This is a genomic window from Microbulbifer halophilus, from assembly GCF_026183675.1.
Lineage (GTDB): Bacteria > Pseudomonadota > Gammaproteobacteria > Pseudomonadales > Cellvibrionaceae > Microbulbifer > Microbulbifer halophilus.
In genome coordinates this window covers 77,345-95,459 of the sequence record NZ_JAPIVK010000009.1, presented here as the reverse complement: position 1 = coordinate 95,459, position 18,115 = coordinate 77,345, and the positions used below count along the sequence as shown (strand labels likewise).

Genomic DNA, 18,115 nt, shown 5'->3' with positions numbered 1-18,115 from the left:
CCGTCAACCTGTAGAGTGTGTGCTGCGCGCACGGCCCGCTAGAATCGCACGCGAATCCCGCCCTCGATCAGGTCCCGATACTCCGCCCGCAGGTCGTTCCAGTGCGTTTCGTCCCGATTCAGCTTGATCGTCTCCGCGCCGCCGCGACCGAACAGGTCGATGGCGGTGTTGTTCCCCTCGTAGAGCCGGAAACGGAAACCGAGTTTGCCGGTAAACACATCCGGCCAGTCGTCGATGCCCGCGGTGTCGTAGAGCTCCGCGGTCAGTGACAACCGCTCGCTCAAGTGAAACTCGGCTTCGCCGCCGATACGCAGGCCCCATTTGGTGTAATCGGGCCGTATCACCGCGACCGGTTCGGCGATGGAGAAATCGGCATCGCCCAACACGCCCGAGGCGTCATCGATACTGCCGAAAGGGGCATCCGGATCGAAGGAGTAGACGCTATCCTCCACCGGCACCAGCGTGGTCTCCATATTCAGCCGGTAATCGAAATCCAGCACATTCATTTCCACGCCCGGCGCCAACGTCAGGCGGCGGCCCAGCCATTCCAGCTCGAACAGCCGTTGGTAGCCCAGGCGGTAGTAATCCAGTTGCGTGGAGACATCGAGCGGCGTGCGCACGACGGTGAAGCCGCTGGGGCTGCTGACCCCCGCCAGTTCTTCCTCGGTGGGCGGTTTGATATCAAATTCGTTGTCCAGCCGCATGCGGTCGTAACCCAGGTAGAAACGGTTGCGGCCATAGCGATAGCCACCCTCGAAGTTCCACTGGTGAAAGTCGTCGAATCCCAGGGTATTGAAATCGCTGCCGTGATTGACCGGGGAGAAGCCGACGACGGCCAGGTTGGCCGGGCCCTGCGGGTAGCCGTCGATATCGCCGCTGGTATAACCGAGCGAGATCTCCCGGCACAGTTCATCGGCAGTGGCGGCATGGGGCAACAGAAATGCGGCGGTCAGCACCGCCAGGCGGGAATAGTCCATTACATCCGGATCCTGTGCAGTTGTTGTTATGAGCGCCCTTACCCTATCTGATGAGGAACGCGGTTGCCAGAAAGTCGCGGAAGCTGTCAGACGAAACAAAAGTGGATTTTGTGCGCCGCTGTCATTTTTTTGTCACTGTGGGACGTTAGGATGCAATCACAACGACACGCTTGTCTGCCTCGAGTAAATGAGGCGTCGTTGTTCTTCTCTCTCTTGTCCGCGAATAGCGGATATTTGACCCTTCTTGATTGTGTTTGGGCGGCCCTTGTTGGCCGCCTTTTTTCATTCGGGCCATCCCTGGCCCTCACCCCTGCGGGGCAGCCTTCGGCTGTGCAAAAACGACGGTCCCTGTCGTTTTGTCATTCGAGCCATCCCTGGCCCCAACTCCTGTGGGTAGCCTTCGGCTGTGCAAAAACGACGGTCCCTGTCGTTTTGTCATTCGAGCCATCCCTGGCCCCAACTCCTGTGGGTAGCCTTCGGCTGTGCAAAAACGACGGTCCCTGTCGTTTTGTCATTCGAGCCATCCCTGGCCCCAACTCCTGTGGGTAGCCTTCGGCTGTGCAAAAACGACGGTCCCTGTCGTTTTGTCATTCGGGCCATCCCTGGCCCCCACTCCTGCGGGCAGCCTTCGGCTGCGCAAAACGGCGGTGCCTGTCGTTTTCCTATTCCGGCAGGCCCTCCGTGCGTTTGAATTCCAGCCTCGTGGCACCGCCGTCGCCCTGCAGGATCAGCGAGTCGCCCCGCAGTTTCATGGTGTCGGTCCGGGGCAGCGCCGCCAGGAATTTCTCCTCCAGCTCGCTGCTGTCGCGCTTGCCGGTCATGCGGGAAATCTCGGGGGGCTGGGGCCAGCTTATGCTCCCGCGGGAAGTCATGGAGAAACGACCGATATAGGGGTTGGAGCCGGCGCTGCCGCGCACATAGCCGAGTTTGTCACAGAGGAAGTAGGGGCGGTCGCGCCAGAGCTTCTGCCACAGCAGGCGCGAGCGGTGTTCGCGGCCATCCAGCGACAGTCTCTCCAGCAGCCACTGGTAGTCACACACGGAGGCGTCGCCGGCGATGTCCGCGGCCACCGCGCTCTCCTGTGGCACCGCGCCGCCAGTAGCGCAGCCCGGTGCGGCCAGCGGCAGGATGGCGACGAGCAGTGCGGCGGGGAGTCTGTAGCGGCGTAACATATTGTGGCTCTGGTTATTTTTCTGCCATTTAACATCAAAATGGCCGCGCTGTCTGTGGTCGATATCAAGGGTTTACGCTGACATATTCTATATAGATATCCCCCGATGGGTCGCGCAGGATCAGTCGTTTGCCGCCGGATTTGGTAAAGGCCTGGCGGGTGCCCGACAGGGCGCGCAGATAGCGGCGTTCCTGCTCCATGAGCTGCGACGGACCGGCCTTCTTGGTGGAGGCAAAACTGGAGGTGTCCCACAGCAACTGGCCGTTCTGGGTCACGGTCATGGAGCCGCGGTAGGTATTGATGCCGCTTTTACCCATCACATTGCCCTCCGGGCTGCAGAGGAAGGTAAAGCGTTCCATATCCCGAATGCCGATGGCCTCGCCATCCATACGCAGTCGCTTGAGCTGCCACTTGGGCCCGCATACGGACCCGATATTGCCCGCCGACTGGACGATATCGGATTCCCCGGTATCCATTCCGATACAGCCCGCCACTACAAGCGCCAGGCCCACCAGCCACAACTGCACTACTTTGCCCATGGTGTTCCGCTCCTTGTATTGCACTCAAGAAAGCTTAGTTGTTGGGATTGGCCGGGAGAGGCAGGAGCCGCCAAGCTATGCTTTGTGGCGCAGCCAGTAGAGGGATGTCGCCGAGATGCTCAGACGTACCAAGATCGTCGCCACACTGGGGCCCGCCACCGACAAGCCGGGGATTCTCCCGCAGTTGATTGCGGCGGGCGTGGATACGGTGCGCCTCAATTTTTCTCACGGCCTGGCCTCCGATCACCGCCGCCGCGCCGAACAGGTGCGGGAGGAAGCCGCGCGCCAGGGCCGTCATGTGGCGATTCTCGGCGACCTGCAGGGGCCCAAGATCCGCGTGGGCCGGTTCAGTGAGGGGCGTGCGCAACTGGAAAGTGGCGCCAAATTCGTTCTCGATCCCGACTGGCCCGCCGGCGCCGGCAATGTACAGGGTGTGTCGGTGGACTACGCCGAACTGGCGCGGGACTGCAGCAGCGGCGATACCCTGTTGCTGGACGACGGCCGGCTGCGGCTCAGGGTCACCGCTGTCGACGGTGCAGCGGTGCGCACCCGGGTGGAAGTGGGCGGCTGGCTGTCCGATAACAAGGGCATCAACAAGCTCGGCGGCGGTCTCACCGCGCCGGCGCTGACCGGGAAAGACCGCACCGATATGCAGGTGGCCGCCGACCTGGCTTTCGACTACCTCGCCGTCTCCTTCCCCCGCGACGCGGCGGATGTGGACCTGGCCCGCAAGCTGCTCCGCGCCGCCGGCGGCGATGCCCATATCGTCGCCAAGATAGAGCGCGCCGAGGCGGTGGCCAGCGACGAGCACCTGGACCGGCTGATCCTCGCCAGCGATGCCATCATGGTGGCGCGCGGCGACCTGGCAGTGGAAATCGGCGAGGCACAGCTGATGGGGGTGCAGAAACACCTGATCCGCCGCGCGCGCCGGCTGAACCGGGTCGCCATCACCGCCACCCAGATGATGGAATCGATGATCGCCAGCCCCGTCCCCACCCGCGCGGAAGTCTGCGACGTGGCCAACGCGGTGCTCGACGGCACCGACGCGGTAATGCTGTCCGCCGAGACCGCCGCCGGCGACTACCCGGTGGCAACCGTCGAGCATATGGCGGAAGTGATCGTGGGCGCTGAGAAGCACCGAGCCAGCCGCCGGCCGCCGCGGATGGCGCAGGACTATTACCCGGCCGGCGACGCCTGTATCGCCATGGCCGCGATCGCCATCGCCAACCATTGCCGGGAAATAAAAGCGATCATCTGCCAGACCGAGACCGGCAACACCGCGTTGCTGATGTCGCGGGTGCGCTCCGATATCCAGATATTCGCCTTCTGCCGCCACCGCACCAGCTGCAGCCGGGTGGCGCTCTACCGCGGTGTGGACCCGGTGCTGATGGAAGTGGAGGGGCTGGACGGAGTCTCCCGCGACCGCCGGGCTATCGCCCACCTGAAACAGCGAAAGCTACTGCAAGCCGGCGACTTTGTGCTGATTTCCCGCGGCTACCACCAGGATATCGGCGGCAGCACCGATACCCTGCGCATCGTCCGGGTGGACTGAACCCGCCCGCGCTGCGGAAATACCGGGACGGCGACCGCCGCCGGATTAACGCACGCAGCGCACCAGCACCTTCGACTCCAGCTCCTGTTCGACACAGCGGAATTGCTGACCGTTCATGGTCAGCGACTTGGGGGCTCCTTTGGGCGCGGTTGTGGAACAACCGGCAACTCCTGTCGCCAGGGCCACTGCCAGCAGAATACAGCTCAACTTCTGCACCGCAGATACCTCGTGACTGGTGAGTGGGAGGCGCCGTTTGCGTCCGCCTCTCCTGTCAGCCTAGGGGAAGTGGCTGCCAGAGTGAGTGATTGCACGCCAATTTGTGCAAAGTTGCGACAAGCCCGCCGCAGGGCCCGCAGGTTGGATTGAGTGAAGCGAAGCCCGAGAGAGTCGCGGAGCCGGCAACTCGGTTGTGTTGCTCACCCGATTCCCGAATCCGGGGCAATAGGAGTTGGAGAACACAAGCCGTCATTACATCTGACAGCGTCTGTCTCCCGTTGAGATCGGCAGGCAAAAAAAGATAGGCCTCTGAGATTGTTGATTAATGGTTTTGAAAACGGCTTGGCCCAACTCGATACAGAAAGGTTCGGTGGTACCAATTTGATCATTGAGTGTTCGCTCTCATTACACGCAATTACAAATCCTGCAAAAAGTTTCGTAGGTAATCAAAAAATGGCGCTATTTTCATTTTGTTTTTTGATAGCGCTATCAAAATCACGTTCATTTTGTGGTTTGCTGTCCACCAACAATGAAAACTGCGCAACTGAAGTATTGGGTATTGCGCGCTCGTGAATAATTTTTTCGCTTTCGGGTTTGGGGGAGTATATGCAGTCGCAGCGGATTTTCCGCGTGCAGGCGTTTGTTCTGCACATGTCAATTCTCTTTGGTTTCGGTTTATTTTCCCAGGCCCATGCAGCGGAATTTCCGGTTTCCGGCAGCTACCTGTTCGTGCGTGACAATGGCAAGCCGGTTGAGGAGAGCGTTTCCTTTAGCGCCCCGGTGGCCGGAAGCTATTACCAGCTGCGCATCTACAACGGCCCGGGAGATGATGACCCGGTAACCTCCGCACGGGTGCTGGTGAACGGCAATGAACTCCTGTTTCCCAGTGCCTTCCAGCAGAAAACCGAATTCCTCGAAGTCTCGGTTACCCTGCAGTTACAAAATACCCTCACGGTGCAACTGGGTGGCAAACCCGGCAGCGCCCTCGGTGCGGAAGTGATCGGCATCGACAACGACAACCCCACCATCAGCGCCGCCGTGAGCCCGGAAGCGAACCCCGCCGGTTGGCACAAGACCGATGCTACCGTCACCTTCACCTGCGACGACGCCCTCAGCGGCGTGGAAAACTGCAGCGAGCCGATATTGGTGAGCGGGGAAGGCGCCGACCAGCAGATCACCGGCAGTGCCGTGGACAAAGCTGGCAACAGCGCTGAAACACAAGTCACCGTCAGCCTGGACAAAACCCCGCCGCAACTCACCGACCAGATCACCCCCGCCGCCAATGAAGCCGGCTGGCACCGAGAGTTGGTTACCGTCAGCTACCAGTGCGAAGACAGCCTGAGCGGCGTAACGGCCTGCCCCGAACCGCAACAGGTAGCTCAAGAGGGCGAAAGTCAGACGCGGGATGCGAGTATTGTCGATATCGCTGGCAATGCAACGGAAATCCAGAGCTTGGTCAACCTGGACCTCACTGCGCCGGAAATCACCGCCAGTGTCTCACCCCAGGCCAACGCCGCCGGCTGGCACAACGCTCCGATCACTGTCAGCTACCAGTGCAGCGACAACCTGAGCGGCATCACCAACTGTCCCGAAGCGCAAACCTATTCCGGCGATGGCGAAGGGCAGTCGGTCAGCGGCAGTACCGAAGACCTAGCCGGTAACAGTGCCTCCGTTGAGACCTCCTTTAGTCTCGACCGGACGCCGCCGGAAATCAGTTTCATTTCCCCGGCGAACGGCGCACTGCTGCGTGAACGGCAGCCGCAACTGAAGTTGTTGCTATCTGACAACCTAGCCTTGGACAATGACAGTCTTGCGGTTTCCGTGGCCGGCAACAGCATCACTGGTTGCACCATCAATGCCAATATCGCAGTTTGCGCACTCCCGCAACCGCTTTCCACCGATGCGGAAATTTCGCTCGATGCCTCGGTGCAGGATCTGGCCGGTAATCTCGGCGATGCCGGCATCGCCACTGCTATCGACAGCGACGGTGATTCGGTGGCCGATTACGCCGACCTTTGTGCGGATACTGCCAGTACCCAGACCGCCAATAGCGACGGCTGTGCATTGGAACAACTGGATAGCGACAACGATGGCGTCAACGATGCCGAGGAAGTCGCCGAAGGTACAGATCCCGAGGACTCCACCAGCTTCCCTCCGATCACCATTGAAACCTTCGCCGCTTCTCCTACGAATATTTCCAGCAAGGGCCAGCAAGTGGAACTGCGTTGGCGGGTAAGCGGGGCACAGGAACTAGAAATCAGCGGTGACACTGGTGATGAACCTCAAACCGATCTCGAAAGTGAGGGCGCCCTCGTACTTAACCCGCAGATCACCACCAACTACACCCTGAAAGCCACCGGCCCCGGAGGAACCACCAGTGAAACACTGGCGATAACGCTCGACATGCCACCCCCGCCGGACCTCTGGACAACGCCAACCGTACCTGTTGAGGAAAAAATCGCCACCTCACTGGCCGTGGCTGACGACGGCAGCGCCTACGTGGGCGCTTTCGATGGCAACTTCTACAAGGTGAATGCCAGCGGTGAGGTGGAATGGACATTCGAAGATGCCGGCTTGGTAATGGGCAAGGCCGCCATTACCGGAAACCTGGTTATCGCCGGTGCCAATATCAGCGGTAGCGGCCGCCAGGCGGAAGGTGGTCGTGTTTTTGCCCTGAAAGCGGATAAAACTCCCGTGTGGCACTTTGATACCGAAGGCGCTGTGGTTGCCGCTCCCATCCTCAGCGAGGACAAGACAACGGCCTATATCTCTACCTACACCGGCCATATTTATGCTCTGGATGTACAGACCGGTAGTCAACTATGGCACTTCCAGTTGCCGGAAGAGCAAAAAATTACCGCTGCCCCAGCACTGGCACAACAAAAACTGGTTGTGCATACAGAAGACAAGCAGGTTTTTGCACTGAATACTGAGTCAAATCCCGCGGGAGAGCGGCTGGTCTGGCACAGCGCTTTGGGGCAATAAAAACTAAGTGTCGGATCGTTTGATCATAATCTGTAATTATTAAGGGTTCATAATTGTATTAACAGTTGTCCAGGTTCCTTTAACAACGGGCGAGTCCTGTATTCGCTCCATGCGATCGTAATTCCGGACTTGTTCCGGACTTGTTCCGGACAGGCCGACGGGGTACCTCCGCTGGATCCCGGATCAAGTCCGGAATGACGGTCCGGAGAGTGGACTTTGGTCAAAACAATTTTGAGGCGACTAATATCTCCGACGTATTTCACCAAGATGGTGAAAGCTGGAATTTAAAGGTTGAATGGAATGAATAATAGTAATACGGAAGGAGTTTTCGAGAATACTTTCCGGCTTATCAGGTTATCGCTATTTCTTGTGCTTTGGTTTCTATCTACCAGCGCCACCGCGCAATGGCTGATTGACGGCGAGCCCCTGCCAGCCAGTGGAGAAATCGATAACTATACCGGAAGTTTTACTTTTTCCGATACTGAAGAATATATGAATTCCTGTGGGGAAGGCTGTAAGCTATACATCCGGTTTTATATATACGAACGGGCGAATGGTGGTGAAGAGGAGCTTATAGTATCCAAAGAATTCGAGAGGACAAGGGGGGAGGAGCATCCGGATCCGGAAACATTTTCCATAGACCTTTCCAAGGATGACGGCATTTATTCCTATCGTTTTTCTGTATCCAAAGAGTATCGGGACGACTGTCCAGCTTGTAATTATGGTACGGGAGGCGCTAGCGGGGAGTTGACTGTACAGGTGGATAAACTCGAGGCGCCAAAAGAGCCGACAAATATCCGCTATTCAAGGAAAGATGATCAATACGATGGTACCTACAACATAGATTGGGATGCGCCGACCGAAGGCGATATCGAGGAGTACATAGTCCAGGAAAGGAAACGGAATGACGATAATGGAAGCTGGCCCGGCTGGTGCGCCAGCGACAATCCCTATAACGGATCCGAGATGGTTCACGGACATTGCTATGCTTTCAGGAAGTCCGTACAGCCACCTCTGACGTACCCGATCAACAACGCCCGCGAGACCGGCACCTACCAATACCGTGTCTTTGCTTGCAATGAACTCGAATGCAGTGCCCCGGTAGATGCCAGCGAAGTGCTGGCTGTTAATGTGCAAACACCTCCTGTCCCTAATTTTGAGTGGCTGAAGCCCACTACCACTGAGAATAAGATCGAGATTCGCTACGGTACCAATTCTACCCTGCGGGTAGCCAACACTGGCAGTGAGGAAATTCTAGAAAATGGAGTCAGCTTCTTCCGTCAAATGGAGGCCGGTGACCTCATACCGATCAATCAGCCCGTCAACTATGATGACAGTTGTGATTGCTGGAACGCCAACTGGACAGCCTCGCCCTTGGGGAGCTATAAAATCGTCGCGAAGATGGAAAACCAGTGGGGCCTCTCAAAGACTCATTTTGTTGAAGTCGACGTGGCGGAAAACGAGCCTCCCACGGTTTCACTGACGGATCTACCGGAAATTGTTGAGCAATCTGAAGAGTTCAATCTGGTTGTCACCCCAGAAGACTCGGATGGCAGTATCGAATGGGTAAAGATCCACATCGATTCTCAAACCTTCGAGTTCACCGAACCACCTTACGAGAAAATATGGGCTGCTGCAGTTCCCGGTACCCATCTTATATATGCTGAAGTCATGGACAACGAGGGTGTTTCCGCCGAATCCCAGCAACAGCGGGTAGAGGTTGAGGCCCTGGAGCCATCGGAACCCCCGGAAGCCCTTCGCATTGATGACCAGCCGGCACCATTCCCCGTTAACACCACGGGCTTCTACCAACTCGACTGGGATCTGGTTTCCGGCGCCTCGGACGGTTATGTGGTGGAAGAGCGTCAGCAGGGTGTCGTCGGCGACGCCTGCGAATGGCAGTACGATGAAGATTCAGATTACTGTGCCTACAGGGTATCAAGCGGCCAGTCCTGGTACATTTCGAATCGCTCCCACGGCAAATACTGGTACCGGGTCCGTGCCTGTAACGACTCTTCCCAGGGGTGTGGCGATCCTAGCGTTGCCTATTCGCTCGATGTGGAAACGGAAAAGCCCCGGGCACCGGAAGGGTTTACCGTGGTACCAGAGCATCAGGGCTTTGACATTACTGGCAATTACAGTCTGAGCTGGAACCCGGTAACGATTGAACCCAAGCCCCGCTATTATGAAGTGCGCGCGAGTGCCGATGGCTCGGAGGCACCGGAAGACTGGCCGAAACTGCCGCACAACAGCCTGGAAACCGAGTACCCCATGCCGGAAAGCATGGCGCCGGGCAGCTACAGCTATTGGCTCAATGCCTGCAACCACAAGGGGTGTACCGAAAGCGGGGAAATACTGACCGTTGACGTATTGCCCCCAGCGCTGCTCAGCACCGGACTGGACACTGAGTGCGGCAGTGAGTGCCTTAGAGTCAGCGGCAATGGTTTGGACCCGTCGTCTATCTTCACTGTCACGGATATCCAGTCCGGTGCCCAGCAGGAATTGCATCCGGATACTGTCGGCTGGCAGGCCCCTACGGAAGAAGATCCCACCACCTATGCCTGGCTTCCTCTGGATACCAGCATGGTGGAGGCTCTCAACTCGGGGGAAGGTCTTCATATCGCCGTGCAGAACGCTAACGGCGAACGCGCCGCTATCAACGCCTACGGCGACGAGACCGTCGCAAAATTGAGCCAGGTAGACTCCGCGCCTGCTGTAGGCGCCGATGGCACCATCTACGTGGGGTCCGGCAACCAGGTTTACGCCCTTAATCCGGAAGATGGTTCCGTGGTCTCGGGCTGGCCCTTCGCCACTGGCGGCCGGGTCAAGGCCACGCCCACGGTGGATTCGGTCAACGGCAATATCTATGTCGGCTCTCTGGACGACAACCTCTACGCTCTTACGCCCCTGGGCTTGGAACTGTGGCGTCTGGAAACCGGTGACGACCTGCTGGCCTCCGCGGTGCTGGACGGGAACCGCACCCTCTACCAGGGGTCAATGGACGGGATTCTTTACGCTGTTCAGGCTCAAAACGGTGCTGTTCGGTGGATCTACGGTGTCGGTGCCGGTATCGCCGAAACCCCGGTTTTGGCGGGTAGCAGCGATAACCCCACCCTCTACTTTACCACCGTGGATAGCAGCCAGGTCTATGCCCTCGGCCGCGGCGACCTCGGCCCGGACCAGCTCACCTGGGAAAGCGCGGACGACTCACTGCTCGCCTACCAGCTGGAAAACGAAAACTGGCAACCGACCGAAGAGCAGTTGCCTCAATATCTCACGGCCGCGCGCCTCTATCGATTGCTGCTGCAGCCACCGCTCTCGCTTAGCCGTGATCAGCTAACCTATTGGACCTACGCCCAGGTCAAGGGTGCCAGCCCACAGGAGGTGGCAAATGCCTTTCTGAAATCCGACACCGGTAAGGCGAACTTCCCACCTCCGCCGTCGACCAATGAAGGCTTTGTCGACCGGCTCTATGAGCGCGCCTTTCCCGGTGCTGGCCAACCAGCGTTTACCTATAATGGCCAGACGTACACCCGCGCCATGCTGTTGGACGCCATGAGCGGCGACGATGGCCTCAGTCGCGCGGCCGTGGCTACCCTGTTCGCACAATCGCAAGACTACGCCAACACCACCAACACGCTATTGCAACAGACATTCGGTTATTTCTACGACCAGGACTACTCCTGGGCAGTATTCGATTGCGAAGAGGACAACGAATACACCCGCGACTGCGACCAGGACGGCCTACCGGATTACTGGGAAATTCTCTTCTTTGGCGATATCGAGTCCGAGAGTGGCGACAGCGATGCGGACGGAGACGGCATCTCCAACCGGGAGGCGCTTCTCGCCAATATTGACCCCTGCGCCAACCTGTGCCGGAACGGTGTTACAGAGACAGCACCGGCTCCGGCACCCATGCCTGTGCTGGATCAGGGTGAGATGGCCCTTTCCAGCGAGATCGGTAGCTTGCCAGGGGACTTCCGTGTCAACGAAATGGGTGCTGCCACCTATCAAATTCCCCTTGAGTTGCCTGCAGGCACTGCTGGTGTGAGTCCGGAACTCTCCCTCAACTACTCCAGCCAGAACGGCAATGGCCTGGTCGGCCACGGCTGGGCCATCGGCGGCCTCTCCGCCATTAGCCGTTGTCGTCAGACCCTGGGGCAGGACCGGCGGGCCAAAGCTATCAACTGGGGCAAGGAAGACCGCTTCTGTCTGGATGGCCAACGCCTCCTGGTTGTGGAAGGTGAGTACGGCGAGCCCGGTAGCCTCTACCGCACCGAAATTGATAGCTTCGCTCAGGTCAAAGCGCATGGCGGGAAAGCCGGAGACCCGCTCTATTTTACCGTGGAACGCAAGGACGGCTCCATCAGCTACTATGGTGGCAATCCCGTAGGGGAGGACAACAGGTCCCGCCGAACCATTCGGGAAGGCGATGATGAGGTCACCTTCACTTGGAGTATCAGGCGCTTCGAGGACAGCGCCGGCAATGGTATTGAATTTGTCTATAAAACGGCTGGTGGACACCGTATCAGCGAAATCCGTTACGCCTATGGCAGTGCCACTAGTAAAAAGAACTGGGACGCCCGGGTGAACTTTGACTACGAAGACAGGGAAGATCGAATTCGCGGATACCTTGGCGGGGAAAAGCAGAAAAGCTTGTACCGGCTATCCGGTATTCGCGTAGAGAATAAAGGAAGCGGCGGTACAGTACAGCCCGTACGCGAGTACAAACTGGAATACCTCAGTTACCCTGTAGACAAGCTAAGTCGCCTAGAACGAATCCGCCAGTGCGCTGACAACCTTTGCCAGCCCTATACCGTTTTCGACTGGCGGCTGCCACAGCCGGGCAGCTTTTCAGGTATCGCCAGCACCGCGACCCTCAGCGAAGGCAGTAATCGCGCCGCCGCCGGCGCGCGCCCGGCGGATATCAACGGTAATGGCCGTATGGACTTGGTCTGGCTGGAAATACAAAGGGACCCCGAAACCGGTGATATCACTGCCCAACACTTCAAATCCCTGCTGGCCACGGAAACCGGCTTCAGCCAGGAAAAGACTGTCTTCCGGGATGACGGTAATGCGCCCTATCGGAACAAATGGGAGGTTACCGATTACAATGGCGATGGTCGTGCAGATCTACTGGTGCACATGCGTGAAGAGGACGAATGGGTCGCTTTCCTCTCCCAGCCCGATGACTATGGCAACTGGCAACTCTCCAGCACACCGCACGACACCGGCGTTGGTCGTCGCATCGCTAAGTTTGTTGATTTGAACGGCGACGGTCTCGCTGACTATCTGACGCGCAACGAGTACCGCTTGCTGCAAGCGGGCACGGATACCAGCAGCAATCACTACTACAGCTATGGCGACAGCAAAACCCCCGATCTGGATATCGACTGGACAGGAATAGAGCCGGCTAACCTTCCTCCGGACACAAATATTGCCACCATGGAGCGGCGCGTCGAAATGTATACCGACACCGCGCCGGCGGACTTTAATGGTAATGGCCTGATGGAACCGGTGGTACGTCTGTTTATGATGGACGATTGTCCCCCGGGCCATCAGGGTGAAGGCGGCACCTGCAGTTACGACGCCGGCTTGATGCTGATGGCCGCCGGCAGCATGGGTGAATACCGCAGTTACTTCCACTTGGGTAGAGCCAGCCACCTAGAAGCAGTGGACATCAACGGCGACGGCTTGCCGGATGCTGTTTATCGCCGTGGCGCCACCTACTACCGTCTCAATACCGGCGCCGGCTTCGCCGAGGAAGTGGAAATTCCCGACGTACGTCCGCAGCGCCAGTGGTTCGACTATGACAACGACGGCTACCTGGACCTGGCCTGGCACGATGAACAGGACAAGGAAGTGAAAATAAGGCGTTGGAATAGCCTGGAGGAATCATTTGGCGAAGAGGAGGTCTTGCGTAAGTTTGCAAGTGATGACAACTTGCATCTATTCCTGGACATGACCGGCAATGGCCTCACTGACTATGTACGCATAGATAGCCAGAGAGCGGTCCTATACCCAGCTGGAGATGATGTCCGCACTCCCGTCAATACCATCGAAACCATCACCAATGGTCTGGGTGCGGAAACCGCCATTGAGTACGGTTCCCTGGCCCGAAGTGGCCACTACCGCCGCCGTGACCTCCCCACGACCACCAAAACTCGCTGCGATTACGCCGACTACGCGTCAGGACCAGGCTCCGGCGATTACCGGCAATGGTGCTACGACTTCGACTTCCCCAATCTCAGTGCCTACTACAGCGCCCTCAACGATGACTGGACCGGGGAAAACGGAGACCATCGTCTTGGTAAGCTCTCGCCCACCCTGGAGCTGATGGGCCCCAAGTATGTGGTTACCCGCGTAGAGGGTAGTGCTCCCACCGCCGGCGACCCAGGGAACACCAGTGCCGTTCGCTACTACTACGCCCAGGGCAAGATTCAGGCTGGCGGCCGTGGTCTGCTGGGCTTCGAAGAACTGCGTACTGTGGACGAACAGACAGGGGTAGAAACTACCACTTTCTACCGTCAGGACTTCCCTTATATTGGCTACCCGGAACGCACCGAGGTGAAAACCGCTGATGGCAAGCTATTGAGCCAATCTGTCAATACCTGGAAGCTGAAGAATTCCGATGGCAAAGACTGGGACGAAACCTGGAGAGACGACGCCAAGAGTCAGGGCAGCGCCGCCTTGGGCCCATTACAGCCCTGGCTCGCCAAGAGCGAGGAAAAATCCTGGGCCTTGAATGACACCGGAGGCGAGGATCTACTGAAAACCGCCACTACGGTCAACGAGTATGACAACCACGGCAATCCCACACATATCACTGTCACAACCACTGCTGGTGGCGACAGCTTTACTACCGATACCTACAATGAATATTGTATAGGCGGCAATCCCGTCAATGGTAACTGCAGCGATACCATCACCTTTCCGGACCGTGATCAGTCCCTGTCCACCTACCCGGAGTTGGGCCGCTTGACAAGAACGACGGTGATTCATAGCCGTACCGAAGAAGGTGTGTCTGATAAAGAGACTCGCACCAGTAGCTTCACCTACTATGATGACGGCACCAGCAAGGCGGGGCTGCTTGAAACGGAAATCATCGAACCGGATGCCTCAGGTGAAAAGGCTTCTCTGAAGCTTACCACCCGTCACAGCTATGACGAGTTTGGCAATAAGGTGGAGGTAACCCGGACAGCAGAGGGCGAGGATCCCCGCAGCAGTCGCTGGGTCTACCTGAACAATGAAGGCCGCTATCTGCATAAAGAGATCAACTCCTACAACCAGGTTACGAGTGAAATCTTGGATCGCAACGATCTGGGACTGCCGACGCAGATTGAAGATATCGCCGGCGTTGTCTCGGAAATCCGCTACGATGCCTTCGGCCGCAAAGTGCTCGAGTATAACCAGACCGGAGCTCACACCATTACACTGTTATCCACGGCCAATATCACCCATTGTCCCAGTGGTAGCGCCTACCAGCAGACGGTAGAGGAAGCCGGCGGTGGAGAATCTCTGACCTGCTTCGACGTGCTCGCCCGAGAAACCCGCAGTGCCACACAGGGCTTTGATGGAGGCTGGGTTTACGCGGATACCGAGTACGACGAGCAGAGCAATGTTTCGCGCAAATCCGAACCCTACTTTGCCAGTGACGGTGGCACAGATCACTGGACCACCATGGATTACGATATTCTCGGCCGCGTCATTGGCACCGACCTGCCTGGCACCGCGCAACATAACGGTGTATCCAACCCTGGAGCCGTACGTCATGACATCCATATCGAATACAGCGGCTACAAAACTGTTACCATCAACCCTGAGGGCCATAGCAAAACAGAAGTCAAAAACGCTATGGGCGAACTGATCAAAGTCGAAGACGAACTAGGTGGTATCGTCGAATACCGTTATGACGCCCAGGGTAAATTGCTCCGCGTGACCCGCACCGGCGACGAAGGCTTGATCACCACCGAAACTGAAATGACCTACGACAGGTTGGGCCGCAAAAAGTCGATGGACGACCCGGACAAAGGCTTCTGGGAATACGCTTATAACGGTTTCGGCGAGCTCACTTGGCAGAAGGATGCCAAGGGCCAAGTAGTGGAAAACTTCTACGACGAACTTGGCCGCATGGTCACACGTATCGACTATCGTGATGATAGCCTCAGTGAAGACAGTATAGAAGCCAAAGCCAAGTGGAAATACAACGACGAACCTAGCCAGGCTGACTGTCTCAAAGGGGAGGATTATGTTCCGCTCGGTGCTCTTTCCGGGGTGACGGAGACCGAATCTGGCTATACCCAAGCGCAGAGCTATGATTGTTTCGGTCGGCCCAATCTTACGCTGACCTCGCTCAGCGAGGAGGGGGGTGAGCATTGGTCCAACACTACTTATGACCAGTACGGTCGCGTCTTCCAACAGTTCGATGCTGGAGGCGATGGTTTCAGTCACAGCGCGACCCAAAACCTTTATAACAGTAACGGCTACCTGAAAGCCGTGGTGGATGCGGAAAATATCAATCAGGCCAGTGCCGAGAACTACTATACGGTACTGGCCATGGATGAGCGCGCTAATGTAACCCGCTACCGCAACGGTAATGGCGTGGTCACTGAGCGGGAGTACGACCCTGCTACTGGCCGACTTGAATACCAAATTGCCTCAATAAGCGGCGCTTTCGAAGTTCAGGATCTCACCTACCAGTGGGACAACTTGGGCAACCTGGACTACCGCCTAGACAGTAGCGGTGCCAAGGAGCTGGAGAAGGATCTGGAAGAACACTTTGAATACGACGCCCTCAATCGTCTTAAGAGCGCCCGGCTCGACGGCGGGGCAGCTCAAGCGATCACCTATGATGGCCTCGGTAATATTAAATCCAAGTCGGGCGTAGGCGACTATCGCTACGGTAGTAATCAGTGTGATCAGGGCTACGGCGCCCACGCCCTCTGCGAAACAGAAGATGAAAATGGGGATATCGTTACCTACAGTTATGATGCCAACGGCAATATGGAAGAGGAGCGCGCTAAAAGCAGTGGCACCTTGAAGCGTAAGCTCCAATACAGCACCTTCGATAAACCCTTGTGGATAAAAAACTATGAGAATGATCACACTACCGAGTTCAAATACGGCCCGGATAGAAACCGCTACCTCAGAATCGATGCCGATGGCAGCGGCGGCATCACCGAGACCCGCTATATCGGCAATGTTGAAAAAATAACCAAGCCGGACGGCAGCGAAATCACTAAGCGTTACCTCCCCGGTGGTGCCCTGGTAACCATTGAAGGGGGGACTCGAACTAGCCGGTACATGCACAAGGACCACCTGGGATCAGTGAATGTAATCACGACGGGAGACGGCAGTATCGAGCAGATTATGTCCTTTGATGCTTGGGGTCAGAGACGTAATGCGCTGAGCTGGGATGCTTTGATAGCGGCAGCGCTCGAAGATTTTGACCAAAGTATTACCTATCGCGGGTATACCGGGCACGAGATGCTGGACCAGGTGGGACTGATCCATATGAATGGGCGGGTTTATAACCCGCGGCTCGGGCGGTTCCTGCAGGCGGATCCTTTTGTGCAAGCTGCGTCGGATGCGCAGATGTTCAACCGGTATAGCTATGTGCGGAACAATCCGTTGAATGCCACGGACCCCAGTGGGTATTTCCTGAGTTCTATCAAGAAGCTGGGCAGGAATATTATCCGCGGAGCCGCTAAAGTCTTTGGTCCCGAACTGGTCAACCTCGTGGGGACCGTCGTTTTCAGTTACTATGGTGGGCCTCCTGGCGCAGCAGCGTGGAGTTATGAATTCAGTCGCGCGATGGGCGCATCATCGGATCAGGCCTTTGGTATGGCTATAATCTCGTTTGCTTCCTCAGCGGCATTCAGTGGTATAAACGGCGCAGACTTCTCTGGTTTTGGATGGGCAGCAAATACGGTAAAATTTGCAGCCTATGGAATGGTTGGTGGCGCCAGCAGCATTATGCAGGGTGGCAAATTCGGGCATGGATTCGCCTCCGCAGGGTTTATGGGAACTGTCGGCGGCAGAATTGGTAAAATCGATGACCCCATAGGACGTGTCGTCGCAGGGGCGATAGTTGGTGGAACGGCTTCGAAGATTTCTGGTGGGAAGTTTGCAAATGGGGCGGCTACCGCGGCTATGGCCATGGCAGTGCAAGCTGCGGCTCAATCTGGCCAGAAAATCCCTGATTTTGATTTGAGTACGCCTGAAGGGCGAGAACAGTACGCGCAGTGGGTTTGGGAGAATAAAGGGCAATTCGGAATAGAATCTGCGGACGGTACATCATTTGAATATGTTGATGAGTACATGATGTATGACAACAAGCTTGGCCGAGTTATATGTGATGGCCCTTGTGCTCAGGTTGATGATGTTAACCGCTTCGCAACGGGAGGTGAATTCTTTGAAGATAGCGGAAGAGTTGTCCTTTATCGCGGGGCTTTTAATTCCATGGATGCCGCGGTAGTTATGGGGGCGGATTCGAACCCCGCTGTTATAGGTGGTTTAAATGTGTCTCCTGCTGGAGCTGTTGTTTGGGCGGTAGGACATGAGGCCGCTCACACTATGGGCGTGGATGTTGATTCTTCGGTCTATCCCCACCTAGAAGCAGAAAGGCATGGCTATGAAGCCTATCAGAGATACAAGGCTTTGGGAGGCAAATAAT

8 protein-coding genes are annotated in these 18,115 nt (G+C 57.1%); 3 read left to right on the top strand and 5 right to left on the bottom strand.

The annotated features are described in order from the left end of the window. Positions 1-38 precede the first annotated feature (38 nt). The 3 genes from OQE62_RS06625 to OQE62_RS06615 all read right to left on the bottom strand — a co-directional run bounded on the left by OQE62_RS06625 (position 39) and on the right by OQE62_RS06615 (position 2,687). A complete protein-coding gene (locus tag OQE62_RS06625; protein ID WP_265721220.1) occupies positions 39-977 on the bottom strand; it encodes a hypothetical protein in 939 nt (312 codons plus the stop codon). A gap of 662 nt (positions 978-1,639) precedes the next feature. Next, positions 1,640-2,149, bottom strand: a complete 510-nt coding sequence (locus tag OQE62_RS06620) for an META domain-containing protein (protein ID WP_265721219.1) — start codon at positions 2,147-2,149, stop codon at positions 1,640-1,642. Positions 2,150-2,213: 64 nt separating this feature from the next. After that, positions 2,214-2,687: an META domain-containing protein gene (locus OQE62_RS06615; protein ID WP_265721218.1), complete on the bottom strand. Its 474-nt coding sequence runs from the start codon at positions 2,685-2,687 to the stop codon at positions 2,214-2,216. A gap of 115 nt (positions 2,688-2,802) precedes the next feature. Here OQE62_RS06615 and pyk point away from each other — a divergent pair, with 115 nt between their 5' ends. Next, complete coding sequence (pyk, locus tag OQE62_RS06610; protein ID WP_265721217.1) at positions 2,803-4,239, top strand: pyruvate kinase; 1,437 nt, start codon at positions 2,803-2,805, stop codon at positions 4,237-4,239. A 45-nt stretch (positions 4,240-4,284) separates the two neighbouring features. Here pyk and OQE62_RS06605 read toward each other — a convergent pair whose 3' ends face one another. Beyond that, positions 4,285-4,455, bottom strand: coding sequence for a hypothetical protein (locus OQE62_RS06605; RefSeq protein WP_265721216.1), 171 nt, complete (start codon positions 4,453-4,455; stop codon positions 4,285-4,287). Between the two features lie 446 nt (positions 4,456-4,901). Beyond that, positions 4,902-5,108, bottom strand: a complete 207-nt coding sequence (locus OQE62_RS06600) for a hypothetical protein (protein ID WP_265721215.1) — start codon at positions 5,106-5,108, stop codon at positions 4,902-4,904. Here OQE62_RS06600 and OQE62_RS06595 point away from each other — a divergent pair. Beyond that, complete coding sequence (locus OQE62_RS06595) at positions 5,107-7,440, top strand: outer membrane protein assembly factor BamB family protein (RefSeq protein WP_265721214.1); 2,334 nt, start codon at positions 5,107-5,109, stop codon at positions 7,438-7,440. The genes OQE62_RS06600 and OQE62_RS06595 overlap by 2 nt on opposite strands. 300 nt (positions 7,441-7,740) lie before the next feature. Beyond that, positions 7,741-18,114 (top strand): RHS repeat-associated core domain-containing protein, encoded by a 10,374-nt coding sequence (locus OQE62_RS06590; protein ID WP_265721213.1) that lies wholly within the window; start codon positions 7,741-7,743, stop codon positions 18,112-18,114. Position 18,115 lies beyond the last annotated feature (1 nt).

What these genes read in the sequence shown, in the direction of transcription:
- OQE62_RS06625 (WP_265721220.1), bottom strand. Translation starts at nt 977, where the DNA reads ATGGACTATTCCCGCCTGGCGGTGCTGACCGCCGCATTTCTGTTGCCC.
- OQE62_RS06620 (WP_265721219.1), bottom strand. Translation starts at nt 2,149, where the DNA reads ATGTTACGCCGCTACAGACTCCCCGCCGCACTGCTCGTCGCCATCCTG.
- OQE62_RS06615 (WP_265721218.1), bottom strand. Translation starts at nt 2,687, where the DNA reads ATGGGCAAAGTAGTGCAGTTGTGGCTGGTGGGCCTGGCGCTTGTAGTG.
- pyk (WP_265721217.1), top strand. Translation starts at nt 2,803, where the DNA reads ATGCTCAGACGTACCAAGATCGTCGCCACACTGGGGCCCGCCACCGAC.
- OQE62_RS06595 (WP_265721214.1), top strand. Translation starts at nt 5,107, where the DNA reads ATGTCAATTCTCTTTGGTTTCGGTTTATTTTCCCAGGCCCATGCAGCG.
- OQE62_RS06600 (WP_265721215.1), bottom strand. Translation starts at nt 5,108, where the DNA reads ATGTGCAGAACAAACGCCTGCACGCGGAAAATCCGCTGCGACTGCATA.
- OQE62_RS06590 (WP_265721213.1), top strand. Translation starts at nt 7,741, where the DNA reads ATGAATAATAGTAATACGGAAGGAGTTTTCGAGAATACTTTCCGGCTT.